This window comes from Microcoleus vaginatus PCC 9802 (genome assembly GCA_022701275.1).
GTDB classification, from domain to species: Bacteria; Cyanobacteriota; Cyanobacteriia; order Cyanobacteriales; family Microcoleaceae; genus Microcoleus; species Microcoleus vaginatus_A.
In genome coordinates this window covers 872,331-885,766 of record CP031740.1, presented here as the reverse complement: position 1 = coordinate 885,766, position 13,436 = coordinate 872,331, and the positions used below count along the sequence as shown (strand labels likewise).

The 13,436-nt window shown below is 47.9% G+C and carries 9 protein-coding genes and 1 tRNA gene; 6 read left to right on the top strand and 4 right to left on the bottom strand.

Features of this window, described 5'->3' with window-relative positions; translation table 11 throughout:
• Positions 1-17: 17 nt before the first annotated feature.
• Together D0A34_03730 and D0A34_03725 are read right to left on the bottom strand one after the other, a co-directional pair.
• On the bottom strand, positions 18-1,208 hold the full coding sequence (locus D0A34_03730; protein ID UNU18089.1) for a glycosyltransferase: 1,191 nt from the start codon (positions 1,206-1,208) through the stop codon (positions 18-20).
• 1,917 nt (positions 1,209-3,125) lie between these two features.
• The gene (locus D0A34_03725) at positions 3,126-3,362 is read right to left on the bottom strand and encodes a hypothetical protein (protein UNU18088.1); all 237 of its coding nucleotides are present in this window, start codon (positions 3,360-3,362) and stop codon (positions 3,126-3,128) included.
• Positions 3,363-3,383: 21 nt separating this feature from the next.
• Between D0A34_03725 and D0A34_03720 the strand changes: the two genes are divergently transcribed.
• Entirely contained in the window at positions 3,384-5,021 is a 1,638-nt protein-coding gene (locus D0A34_03720) for an MBL fold metallo-hydrolase (GenBank protein ID UNU22157.1), read from the top strand.
• A 321-nt stretch (positions 5,022-5,342) separates the two neighbouring features.
• On the opposite strand, the gene D0A34_03715 is transcribed toward D0A34_03720, so the two are convergent.
• Positions 5,343-5,654 (bottom strand): hypothetical protein, encoded by a 312-nt coding sequence (locus tag D0A34_03715; protein UNU18087.1) that lies wholly within the window; start codon positions 5,652-5,654, stop codon positions 5,343-5,345.
• Between the two features lie 768 nt (positions 5,655-6,422).
• Between D0A34_03715 and D0A34_03710 the strand changes: the two genes are divergently transcribed.
• The 4 genes from D0A34_03710 to fba all read left to right on the top strand — a co-directional run bounded on the left by D0A34_03710 (position 6,423) and on the right by fba (position 10,917).
• On the top strand, positions 6,423-8,498 hold the full coding sequence (locus D0A34_03710; GenBank protein UNU18086.1) for a CapA family protein: 2,076 nt from the start codon (positions 6,423-6,425) through the stop codon (positions 8,496-8,498).
• A gap of 107 nt (positions 8,499-8,605) precedes the next feature.
• Positions 8,606-9,505, top strand: coding sequence for an aldose epimerase (locus D0A34_03705; protein ID UNU18085.1), 900 nt, complete (start codon positions 8,606-8,608; stop codon positions 9,503-9,505).
• 67 nt (positions 9,506-9,572) lie between these two features.
• A tRNA-Lys gene (locus tag D0A34_03700) sits at positions 9,573-9,644 on the top strand.
• 193 nt (positions 9,645-9,837) lie between these two features.
• Positions 9,838-10,917 carry a fructose-bisphosphate aldolase class II gene (gene fba, locus D0A34_03695; protein UNU18084.1) on the top strand — a complete coding sequence of 360 codons (1,080 nt, stop codon included), beginning with the start codon at positions 9,838-9,840 and terminating at the stop codon, positions 10,915-10,917.
• Positions 10,918-11,086: 169 nt separating this feature from the next.
• Here fba and D0A34_03690 read toward each other — a convergent pair whose 3' ends face one another.
• On the bottom strand, positions 11,087-12,454 hold the full coding sequence (locus D0A34_03690; protein ID UNU22156.1) for an AAA family ATPase: 1,368 nt from the start codon (positions 12,452-12,454) through the stop codon (positions 11,087-11,089).
• Between the two features lie 220 nt (positions 12,455-12,674).
• Between D0A34_03690 and D0A34_03685 the strand changes: the two genes are divergently transcribed.
• Entirely contained in the window at positions 12,675-13,262 is a 588-nt protein-coding gene (locus D0A34_03685) for an RNA polymerase subunit sigma-24 (GenBank protein ID UNU18083.1), read from the top strand.
• Positions 13,263-13,436 lie beyond the last annotated feature (174 nt).

The following is a 13,436-nucleotide window of genomic DNA, read 5'->3' as shown; positions in this document are numbered from 1 at the left end:
AAATAATCTAAAAATCCCTATTCATTGCTCCCCTTAATTTTTTGTAACAACTTCCGAGAAGCAAAATAAGCCATCGGCCCGCTAAAGCAGCCGCGAAATTGAGCCCATAGCAAATCCCTCGGAACCGCATCCGGTTGCTTTCGCAAAGAAGCAATTAATTCGGGAATTTGCTTATACCGCAGCCATCCCCAAGCTAATAGAGGCACACTAAATTCTCTGTTGATTACAAACAGCCGCGTCCAGAAAGCATAGACTCCGATGCCGTAGCCTTGGAGCGTTTTTCGCAATTCTTCCCAAGTGCGGCGATGGCGGTGCCAGCTCAATGCTCTCGGCTCGTAGACAATGCAATAACCCGCGCGCAAAATGCGGGCAAAGAGTTCACAGTCTTCGCCACCCACCGTGGGTGTTCCCGCCCCCAAAGCTTCGTCAAACAGGCCAATGTAGTCGATCAAACTTTTCCGCACAGCCATACTCGCCGAAACTCCCACAAGATGCACAATCAGAGGATTGCACTGTGCCCCATCAAAAACTCGGCGCTCAAATCCCCGCCCGTGCGGGCTGTACCACTCAAACCATTCTTGCGCTTCGGTTTCCAGTTCCAAGGGCATCACCAGCCCCGTGACGCACATAACTCGCGGATCGCTAAAATTCAACAAGAGCGATCGCAGCCAGTTCGGATCGGGGGCAGCATCGTCATCTGTAAAGGCTACGAATTCATGTTTAGCTTCGCGTAAAGCTCGGTTACGGGCAGCGCTGGAGCCTGGTACGTCTTCGCGCACATAGCGGACTTGTGGGTAATTTTTGACCACTTCCTTGGTAGCGTCCGTGCTGGGACAATTGTCAATTACTAAGTATTCCTGACCCTCGTCTGGGTTCTGCATCAGCGCGTCTAGACAGCGCCGCAAATCTTCCGGGCGATCGCGCGTGCAAACCGCTACTGTGGCGAGCGGCATTGCCTGCACAGGCCCGCGTTCGTCCCATGCGAGGGTATCGTAGAGCCAATTTTTCCAAAGGTTCTCCCCCGCAGCGTTCATCAGTGTTTCCCGCAATTGGGAGCCGTCGGCGTGACCTCCGACGAGCGACAATAGAGCTTGGCCGATCGGTTTTCCGTGCAGTCGAATTAAAACCAAGGCTTTGCTGTAACGCTCCTCAACCCTAATTTCTGGCGGAAGTTTGGACATTTCCAGGTCAAGAATAGCTGTTGCCATTTGAGATGTTAAATTGTGAAAAAATCATATAAACTCCGTATATTACCGGATGTATTTTAGCGAAAATTGTTTTAGGGCTAGCAACTTCTCAATGCCATACTTGCCTAGCCTCGATCGCGAATCCAACATAAAGCCTTATTTTTATTATTGCTTTTATTTATTTTTACTTTCTATTACCCGCTGATGTCAAGTTTTTTTCCAACAGAATATTTGTCGTCGAACACCTTAGCTCGTTGAGGCGGGTGTCAATTGCAGGTGTTATGGGCCGTCGGCACTCTCCCAAGTCTTGCCATTAATGCCATCTCTAAAAACCAGGTTTTTTGATAAAACCCGGTTTGTGCGATCGCCCCTCATTCCAGCTTGAATTGCGAGCGGGTACTATTCTCTAAAACATACCAAACAATTAAACACTCTCGCAATTAAAACTTTCGCAAGTAGTAATTATTCTATAACAATCCCAAACCCGTTTTTAGAATATAGAGGCAGCCCCTTAAAAACTATTTTAAAAAAACTAAAATAGTAGGTAGACTTGCGCTAAAACAAATACCTTCTATGTCTTGTATTGGTGGTGGAACCTAAGACTCCATCTTATACAAAACACTTTATGAGTTCAACACTCGACCCACATTAGCTATATTTTTACCTACTTATTTGACCGATATAAATGAGTGAATGGAGTCCAATCCATACCACATGAATTAAAGCACTATTATTCCCTTAAAATATTTAATAAAGGCTATAAATACCGATATCCAGCCGGTTAAATAAGTCAGTTCCGGCTTCATTTGTTAATAATCTCAACTCTATAAACTACTCGTATCTCTAGGTTAAAATTGGCAGAACGACGAGGCTCAGTCAGTTATCTAGAATCTGTGCAAAGCGCAGGAGTCATTTGCTGAGGGCAGTCAAAAAACAGGAATCTAGCACAACTCCAACGATACTATTCGAGAACTACGATGTGATGTTTGACTTAAAACCAAGCTATTACACTCTGTTTAAGCCGCCACAGGTTAGCTGACAAACAACTCAAAAACCCCACCCGAAAGAATACCCAAATGATAAAAAACCGAAGATTATAGACGGGTTGGAGACTCATAGACCTGACATTATTTCTGGCAAGTTAGTGGGATTTGTACAGGATAAATATCCTCCATTGTCGGGGGATTTATCTGGCTATGTTTGGGGTAAAACAAAAAAAGACATCGTTTTGTGCCCTAGTCAAGGAGGGGAGTAAACAAACCTATTATCGGCCAGTCAGCCGATTTGAGATTTGAGTTTTGAGACTTCGGCGAGACGTTGGGCGAGCCATCGAGTCCAGCTCAGTCGAGCCGCGCTCAGACGTTGGGCGAGCTGTCGAGTCTGGCTCAGTCAAACGATTTGAGATTTACTTCACAGATGAATCTGGAGCTTGAACACGAGCCTAAAACTTTGCGCTGCTGGCGATTCCTGGCGGAAACTTATATCCGTTTTTGGGCGGGGTCAAAAAGCCATTTAAACTCTCTCCGGGATAGCCAGAAGGTTTGCTTAGAAGAATGTATCAAACTTTTACAAAGAAACCGAGCAAACTCATAAAGTCTCTGTCTGGCCGGACAAAAGCAGTTAGCTAGCCCCATGCTGGTTCTCCGTTTTTCAGATTGGACAATACACGGCCCTCAACACCCAAAAAATGAAGAATTGTAAAGTTTTATCAAGATCTTTGCACATCTGAATTAAAATCTTCTCATAAAAAAGACTAGCTTTTAGCAGGCGCAAATTGTGGAAAAAAGTTTAAAACTCAGAATATGAGATCGAGTTCGCTACTCTTACATGGTGCAATAAAATGTAACTTTTGATGCCAGAACCAGTAGCATGAACTTTGTGGAAGACCGAATGCCCGTCAGGCAAATGCCTTCGGAAAATCGCCTTCTTGGCGCTGCATCAAATCTTAAGTGCAATTACTTCCCTTTGACGGGAGCCGGAGCCTTCGAGCAAACATTTAGCTCCAGGGCTTACGCACCAGAACTTTGATAAACCGGGTTTTTTTACCGGGAGCGAGGGCGGCAACAAAGTGTTTTCGTTCATCAAACCCGGTTTCAGCGTCCGAGACTGAACTTCATCGAATGAATGCAGTCGCAACCAATCTTTAAATGTGGCGATACTGCAAGTTGCGTGCAAAGCAGGGAGCTAACCGCAGTGATGGATCTCGATTGTTTACCTTACGGCGCAGGCCACGCCCAAGAAGGTGTCTGTCTCCTAGTGCGAATGGGGCCGCACCGCATTTTACTCGACTGCGGTGTAGAGGATATTGCACCGCTGTCAGCGACACTAAATCGATCGCTGCCAGCAGATTTTGTGGTGTGTACCCACGCCCACTCTGACCATGCCAGAGGTTTGCTAGCACTCCATCAATCTTTCCCCCACTTGCCAATTTACGCCAGCGAAGTGACAGCGCGACTGCTACCGCTCAACTGGCCAGAACTGGCTCAGCAGCCAGAGTCCAGGTTCTGTCAGGGACTCCCCTGGCAGTCGCCGCTCGAAGTGCGCCCAGGACTGAGCGTGCAGTTGTTCCCGTCGGGCCATTTGCCCGGAGCGGCGACTGTGCTGCTGACTTATGCCGCCCCGCACCGCACCTACACCGTGGTTTACACCGGCGACTTTTTCCTGTCCAATTCTCGTTTGGTGGAAGGTTTGCCCCTCGGAGAACTCAGGGGCATGAAGCCGGATGTGTTAATTTTGGAAGGCAGTTACGGCACGGCGCGCCACCCTCACCGCCGACAACTGGAAAATCAGTTAGCCGATCGCATCCACCGCGCCATCGCCGACGGGTACTCGGTACTGCTGCCCGCGCCGGCCCTGGGTTTGGGCCAAGAAATGCTGATGCTGCTCCGCAGTCACCACTACTTTACTGGCCGCGACTTGGATATTTGGGTGGACGGCACTGTCGCCGACGGGTGCGACGCTTATCTGGAGCTGTTACCCCAATTTCCCACCGCCGTCCAAAATTTTGCTCTGCACCAACCTTTGTTTTGGGACGAAAGGGTGAAACCCCGTGTCCGCCGACTATCTGCCGAACAACGCCCCGAATTGGGAGCCACGCCCTGTATTGTGATTACTGACCAAATAGCTGATTTGGCATTGTATGTTGCCGATGGCACAAATCCTTGGATTTTGCTCGCGCCTCAAAAACCAGGATATCCCGTCAGCGACTGGCTGGGCAACAGGCCCGAATCAGCAGTCAGAAGTGTCGAAACTTATCTGCTAGCCGAACACTGCGACGGGCCGGGGACGACCCAACTCATCCACAATTTGCGTCCCCAGCACGTAATTTTACTCCACGGTTCCCCTGCATATTTGGCTGACTTGGCTAACTTGGACGAGCTGCGAAACCGCTACCAGTTGCACACTCCGGCGGCCGGAACACTGGTCGAATTGCCGATCGGGGAAATGTTTTTGCAGCCCGCTATCCCAGAAACTAACTATGAGGGAGAACTCAGCGAATTGGGGACAGAGGTAGCAATTAGCTTGCCGAGTCCGATTACAGGCGATCCTCGGTGGGCCAATTTTGCCGATACCGGTTTGGTAGAAGCGCGCTGGCAAGGCGAAGAACTGGTACTGCGCGGCATCTCCCAGCGGGAACTCCTTTTTCAAGGCAGCGCCGTTCAGGCCAACCTCGAATGCTGTGGCAATTGCCAGCACTACCGCAGCCAGCGCTGTTGGAACCAGTCCAGTGCTTTGTTTGGCTTTAAAGTTACCCCCGACGGTTTCTGTCCGGTGTTTAAAGCGATACCGGAGTCCGAATTTTTCCTAGAAGATGGCGAAACAGACGGCGAATAAGCTGTCGCGCACCTCGAAACCAGCCCGCAGGCAAAGAAAACAAAAGAACAGTCCTGGACGCACCCAGACAAAAAACCCGGTTTCAGCAGCGTAAGCTGTCGCGTATTGAATTTTTAAACTACTGTGTACTTACGCTCTTGTGGGGTGGGCAGGAGATTCCGCCATCAAGCTTAAATTTAAAGGCAAAATAGCTTATGTGGTCACAACCCAGAATATGTTTGGCCTAAACCGGGTTTTTTGCATAATTTCTCCACAAAAAAGGGAGAAAAGTCGTTTTCTTTTCCCCCAAGTTTTCCTTGTGCCTCAAGCGCGAGCTCAAAACTATTCCAAATTCGAGTCGGGGTAGTGATTGCGAATTTGTTCGGCTTCGGGACAATCGTCAGAAACTAGGGGTTCGCAGTTAGTTCGGGATACCGAAGCCAACTTCTGGGACACAGCTCCAATACTTTCGAGACGCACCATTTCTTCCCAGGAGCTGATTTCGTCTTCTTCGTCGGTTTCGTAGCGCAGCGTGACTAGATCCCCTTCAATATCTAGGATACGAGCGCGCTCTATCCAACGTTGCTGATCTCGAAGAAAAATAGAAACCTCACGACCATCACAACAGAGTTGATAGATTTTGCGCTGTAGCATTTGTCAGTTCTCCTGCGCAGTGTAACTTGCTTAAAATATGGTCTGTTTACCGTAACGTACTTTGGGTTTTACATCGGAAGGCACAGCCGTGTGGACTGGCCAGTTTCACGTTTTCCGCAACTTTGGTACCGATGGGAGTTACCAAATTTGATTTTACCACCAAATCTATCTAGTACGCCATTTATCCAAATACAGGTTGTGCAGCCAGTGGCATCCCTCGTGAGAGGCATTTGCCAGCATAGATCGGAGCATTAGGACTTGACTCGGGCGATCGCGATTAACAGCGACAACAACAGACTCTGCCTCAAAAATCTCGCTTTCTTTTGCCTCAAGTCCCCCAGAAACCTCTTGTTTGGACGTTTGTTCGATCGTCCACTAACGCCTCTTGGCTCAATCTCAAATCTCAAATCTCAAAGCGAAAGCTTTAAAGCGACACTCAAACAGCGACAATAAAAACAGGCTCTGCCTCATAAATCTCGCTCTTTTCTACCTCAACTCCCCCAGAAACCTTTTGTTTCGACTTTTGTTCTGGCCCCGAGTACCCTCTGTGAACTCAATATAAAATCTAAAATCTAAAATCTAAAATCGATTGACCGGAGTGTGATAAAAATCACTGACAGCAGGCAGCCCCTAAATGTAGAAAATGGTGGCGGCCAACAACTAGCTTCAAAACGGGCAGCGGAACCTGTGGCGGTTAAGCTAAAAGAATTGCGGTTCCGTTCAAAACAAATTGGAGTCATCGCTCGTGCGTATTAAGGAGGCTAATTGATGGTGTACGCAGAAAATTGGTCGCAGCCGTCTATCTTGGAGCTAGCGCGATCGGGCAACTTTCAAGCCCTAAATTATTGGATTGACAGCTTGCTGCGCCCCGAAGGGATTTATGCCCGCGTCGAACAGGCTCATGCCGGCTGCGTCCAAATCCTCGTAGAATTCCAGCGCGAATTTGCGCCAGATACTACATTACTCGGGAGCACACTCCGGGAAGGCTTAGTCAAATTTATTTGCCACCAACTCTGGAGACTCAACTCGCCAGCAGTAGAAGGAGTGCGAATTCACGCGCGCTTGGCTGGGGATGCAGACATTCTGTGGAAACAGTCAGTGCGAATTGTGACTCCGGCAAACCGCCAGCGGCGGCGTTACCGTTCCCTACCGGTCGTCGATTGGGTTAAATTTAAAACGTATCGTTCTCTGCTGCTAGTGGGCTCGGCACTTGCCTCATTTATTTTAGGGTGTTGGGTCAGCTACCACGAAGCTCTGACCCTACGGTCAGTATCCCCAGTATCCGGGTACCAGCAAACTGCGGTAATGTCGGGGCCGCCTCCAAAACGTGCGGATACCGTGCAAGCCGCCTTAGAAGTGGTACCAGTAGTACAGCAAAAGCAAGTTGCTAATCCTTACGACCCAACAGTAACGCTGATGTTCGGAGGAAATGTAAATGTATCGGATGCGCTCGGAGCATCTGCTGCCAACGATCACCAATGGGCTTTCGCCAATATGGACGAGTACCGGCAAGCAGATGTGGCGATGGTTAACCTAGAAAACTCCCTGACTCGCTCTACCTTAGACTCTGGGAAAAAACAATTAAATTTTAAAGCCGATCCAGAATCGGTGAAAGTATTAACAGCCGGAGGAGTGGATATTGTCAATCTGGCAAATAGCCACGCTATGGATTACGAGGAACCGGGCCTGGTGGAGACTATGAATACTCTAGATAATAGTGGGATTCAACACCTGGGAGTCGGCAGAGATATTAAAGAAGCGAGGCGTCCAGATATTATTGAAGTTAAGGGTCAGCGGATTGCCTACCTTGGCTATTACGATGCCGAGCTTCACGTCGCCGACCAAGGGAAAGCGGGCACTAACCCCCGCCGCAACAATCGCGTGGCCGAGGATATTCGAGCTCTTAGGGGTCAGGTAGACTGGATTATTGTTAATTACCACTGGGGAGTCGAATTGGCCGATTATCCGGGGGACTGGCAGATTGATTTGGCTCGGTTCACGATCGACCAAGGAGCTGATTTGGTAGTGGGACACCATCCCCAGGTATTGCAAGGTGCAGAAATTTACAAGGGCCGCCCGATAGTTTACTCGCTGGGTAATTTTATATTCGGCGGGAATGCTCGCAGGGATTACGATACCGCAGTCCTGAAAGTATCGCTCAAAGACAGGAATATGAAGGTAGAGTTTCTGCCTGTGGAGGTGAAAAAGTTTCAGCCGAAGGTGGTGAAGGGAGCTGCTGCCGATCGCATCCTCAAACGCGTCGAGCAAATTTCTAGTATTTTCGATCGACCGATGCCCTCTTCTGTAGTTCTCGATGCCCTAGTCCCGCCAGGAGCCACACCAAAAACTCCAAATTCTCCATTGCCAGGATCGGCAAAGAGCGGTACATACCAGCCAGGGCGAAGTTCCGGGGGAACCTCGGGTGAAAGCAATCTGCAAAGCCCCGGACAACCCAAACCTACTTTGATTTTGCCGACTTTGCCGGCTGCGCCCCAACAGCCGGACAACTCCTCATTTTTCCCGAACGGGACAGGGCCTGCAATTGAGTCAAACCCGCCTGCGAATCAAAATTTGCCGCCGCGCATCTACCCCACTCAACCTCAAAATCCTAGCCGGGAACCAGAGCCATTTACCAAAGAGCCATTCATCAAAGAACCGTTTATTGCGCCCCCATCTCCTAGTCAAGGAGCAGTGCCGAGTCCCCAAAGCTATCTTCCTCCCAGGGGTGTATCTTTTGAAGTCGCACTCAAACAGCAGCCCACCTCAGCGATCGTTCCAGGTAGCAGCAGCAAACGCTCCAAGCACCGGATCGCCCTGCCTCCTATAGCTGGGAGCATTGGTTAGTCGATGGGGGTCGGAACAACGAGGAACCCGGGGGAGGATAGGGGCGGTAATGGGTGAACATCAAGATACTAGCGACCAATTATTAACGACCGATTTACTGACAACCAATGATCAATGACCTACTACCGATGACAAATGTGTTTGCGATCGCGCTCAAGCAAAAGCAGTACAAAACCTATATCCTCTCCGACGAAACCGCTAACTCTACTCTAGAAGTTGTGCCGGAACGGGGCGGTATTGCCACTAGCTGGCTGGTTGAAGGCAAAGAAATCTTGTACTTGGACGCGGAACGGTTCGCCAATCCCGATCTGACTGTACGTGGCGGGATTCCCATCCTGTTTCCCATCTGCAGCAATCTCCCCGACAGTACTTACACGCACAAGGGAGTGGAGCGTCAGCTCAAACAGCACGGCTTTGCTCGAGACTTGCCTTGGACAGTAGGCGAACAAGTTACGGAGGGTTGCGCCGCTCTTACGCTAATTCTCAATAGCTGTGACAAGACGCTGGCTGTTTATCCCTTTGATTTCCAACTAGCCTTTACTTATCAGATTAAAGGCAATTCTTTGGAAATTTTTCAGCGATACACCAATCTGTCTGCCGAACCCATGCCGTTTTCTAGTGGTTTGCACCCCTACTTTTTGGCGACGGACAAATCAAAGCTGCGCTTTGAGATTCCGGGGATGCAGTACAGAGATCAGAACACCAATCAAAAGGGTTACTTCACTGGGGTTTTTGACCCGACGTTGGATGAAATTGATGTTTCCTTTGACGAACTCACTGGTCTTGCTGCTACTGTCACTGACGCGGCCCAAGGCTTGCGGCTCACCCTCAGTTACAACTCCAGCTATGGGAAGTTGGTTTTCTGGATGTTGAAGGGGAAGGATTTTTACTGTTTGGAACCTTGGACTGCTCCTCGAAATGCTCTCAACACTGGCGAACACATGATTTATTTGCAGCCGGGAGCGACTTGCCAGATGCTGGTTCGCATGAGTGCAAATTTTATTTAAAAAAGACTTGCTATTTCAAATGAGGGGTGCTACTATTAGAAATTGTGTGCGGTAACAATGTTTTCGCGGGTCGCTAGCTCAGCGGTAGAGCATTCGGCTTTTAACCGATTGGTCTCGGGTTCAAATCCCGGGCGACCCATAAAAAATTTGTAAGTTGAGAATTTTGAGTTTTGAGTTGAATGCTCGGAACTCAAAATTTTGTTTTTTGAACTTTTAAGTAAATCTGGAAAGATAGTGCGCGATCGGTGGCAAATTGTCTTAATATTATCGTAAGAATTGAGCTTGTCCAAAATTCACTGCCCAAAAATCACAAATAATTAGGAGGAATATCTATGGCGCTTGTACCTATGCGATTGCTGCTCGACCACGCGGCTGAAAATGGTTACGGCCTACCGGCTTACAACGTCAACAACATGGAGCAAATCCAAGCGATCATGCGCGCTGCTGACGAAACCAACAGCCCCGTGATTCTGCAAGCTTCTCGCGGCGCTCGCTCCTACGCTGGCGAAAATTTCCTGCGCCACTTGATTTTGGCAGCAGTTGAAACCTATCCTCACATTCCCATTTCCATGCACCAAGACCACGGCAATGCCCCCGGCACTTGCTATTCTGCCATGCGCCAAGGTTTCACCAGCGTGATGATGGACGGTTCTCTGGAAGCAGATGCTAAGACTCCCGCCAGCTACGAGTACAACGTTCAAGTTACTCGCGATGTGGTGAATGTTGCTCATTCGATCGGCGTTAGCGTTGAAGGCGAACTCGGTTGCTTGGGTTCTCTGGAAACAGGAATGGGCGAAGCAGAAGACGGCCACGGCTTTGAAGGTGCGCTTTCTCACGATCAGTTGCTGACAGATCCTGAACAAGCTGTGGATTTCGTCGAGCAAACCGGCGTTGATGCTCTAGCAGTTGCGATCGGCACTTCTCACGGCGCTTACAAGTTCACTCGCAAGCCGACTGGCGAAATTTTGGCAATCAGCCGCATTGAAGAAATTCACCGCCGCTTGCCGAATACTCACTTGGTGATGCACGGTTCTTCTTCTGTACCCCAAGAATTGCTGGAAATTATCAACAGCAACGGCGGCAAAATCCGCGAAACCTACGGCGTACCTGTGGAAGAAATCCAAAAGGGCATCAAGTGCGGCGTTCGTAAGATCAATATCGATACTGACAACCGTTTGGCGATTACTGCTGCAGTGCGCGAAGCTTTGTTTGCCAAGCCGGATGAGTTTGACCCCCGCCACTTCTTGAAGCCGTCGATCAAGTATATGCAGAAGGTTTGTAGCGATCGTTATAACTCTTTCGGTTGCGCTGGTCACGGTACAAAGATTAAGCAAGTGTCTTTGGACGATTTTGCAGCTAAGTATGCTAAGGGCGAATTGAGCTCTTCTGCTAAGAAGACTGTCGCTGTTTAAGAATTTTAGGTTTTAGATTTTAGATGTGTCTGAAGTCTAAAGTTAGGATTGCCGGGTAACTGTGGAGTTGCCCGGTTTTTGTTTGTGCGAGTTTATGTATTTAGTTACTAGGCGATTGAAATGGCTACTATACAAACTAAGTCGGCCTCTGCAGACTAAAAGATATCAATTACACCGCATAGGCGATCGCATATTGCCTCAGTACAGGTGAAATCGTGTAAAAATTTGCTTGTTGTTCAATCAAGCAGCGTCGCGATAGAGATTGCAGCGCATTTAGCAAATCTGAAGCCGGAATTTGGTCATTTTCTAGCAATTTGGCCCGGTTGATTGGCTGGCTTTCTTTCGCTAACAATGAGATTACTTGTTTTTCCAGCTCGGATAGGCGATCGAACTGCTGCTGTAAAACATCTTTCAAATCTTCTGGCAACAATATAGTATCATTTGGTAATAGCTCTGTCACGCCTCCTCCCAAGTCTTGAATCAGATTCGCCACGCTTTTTAACCATAGGGGGTTGCCTTGGTAGCGATGAATGAGTGTTTCACTGTTGTCGCTTTCTTCTAACCCATAATCTCTGAGTATTCCCCGTCCGGCTGCGATGTCTAAACCTTTGAGTTGTAAGGTACGAAGGGCAGTATTTTGGCTTTTAGCTTGAGTCACTTCTCTCGGTTGTTCCCAACCGATCAACAGAAAGCAGCTTTGATGGGATAATTTTTCTATTTGTTTAAATAAAGAGCGATATTCTTCGGATTCTGGTTTATACTTTCCTGCCAATTCGCCGCTACAGAAAAGGTTGTGAACGTCATCTAAGACTATTAAACAGCGATGGTTTTGTAAATACTTAATCAGCGGTAAGCGTTTCTGGTTGGTTGGGGATGAATCTTGTTTTTCTGAATTTGAAAAAAGCTGTATTAGGTTAGATTGAAATTTATCTATACTGGGGAATTCGTCTAGTGTGTACCAAACTGCGTACTCAAACTCGTCTTTAATTTGTTTTACGAGTTGCACTGCTAAGGTGGTTTTGCCGATTCCACTGATGCCGGTGAGGGTGATGAGGCGACAGCGTTGTTGTAAAATCCAGGTGGTGAGGGTGTGGAGTTCGAGGGGGCGATCGAAGAAATCGCCCAACTCCGGCATTTCGCTTAAATCTTGATGCGAAGTTTTAGTTTGTTTTGAGTTAGATGTTTCCTCATTTGGTGGGTGTGAGTTTGGTATATTTGGCGGGTGTCTACCTTCTCCACAGGTGTTAAAACTACCTTTCACTACAATGTCTTGTGCAAAGTTTAAAATATTAGAGTTTTGCAACCTCTCCATTGTGGAGCGAAAATTCGATTTACTGACATCTTCTCCTAACTTCTCTGAAAGTATCTGCCATAATTCCGATCCAATTTCCCTGATGCGACTTTCAGAACAGTTAAAATCTTTAGCTATTTCTTTGTATGTCTCGCGTTGTAGAGTTCCCCGCAGTACCGCTTCCTGTAAATCGTCAAGGTGGTGACCTGTTTTCTCCAAAACTATGCGATCGGCGACATTTAACATTTCTTTAAGATTCATCTGGCAGGGAGATGCGAGAGTTTTGTGTATTGTAGCTCACAACTGCCAACATTTTCGTACATTTTCGTACATTGTTGTACAAACTTAGATTAAAATTAAAGTAAAAGCGAGGGAAAATTGGCCGCAAAATAGAACATTTTTTGGCTAGACAAACCTTTAATTTATTAAGGATAATGGAACAAGTATTAAAAGGATAAATTGATTTATGAATTGGGAAGATTTTGCCAGGAAAGCAGGTGACGAAGTTGTAGAAAATGTTGTAGAAAAAACTATTGGAATTAATGGAAATACAGTCAAAACAGTCAAAGCGGTTGCAGAAACTGGTGCTGCGGTAGGTGCGGCTGCCAGTGCTGCGACAGGGTTGACTGTTGCAGCAACTTCAGGAGCAGGAATTACTTCTGGTCTAGCTGCGGCAGGTGGTGTGGTTGGTGGTGGCATGGCGGCGGCTCCTGCGGTATTAGCAGCAGGCCCAGCTTATCTTGGGGCAAAAATAATGAATGAAACTTTGTTCAAAGAGCAATCGAACTTGTCTGAGGAAGAGAATGATGCTCGTGCAGCGGCAAGAACAGCTACAAACATTGGGGCTGCTGCTGGTCTAGTTGGTGCTGGTGCTGTAACGGTAGCTGGCGGTGCTTCTGGTGCTGCAATTATGGGCACCCTTGCTGGTATTGGTGGCGTTGTCGGGGGAGGTGCGATCGCTGGTACTGCCATAGTTGCTGCTGCACCTGTTGCTGCGGCGGCTGCTGTTGGATACGGAATATATAAACTTTTTGGAGGTAAAGGAAAAAAATAGTTAGTTCAGTTTGAATTTGTAGGTTGGGTTTCCTGTTGCAACCCAACCTTCATCAGCGTTTAGTCTGGCTTTAGTATTTCCTCGCAGCCAATATCAGAAAACTGCGAGCGATTGAAAAGGTAAGCTTGGCTATTTATATGCAGCAAATATTACAGGGTTGGGTTAGAGGTTCTG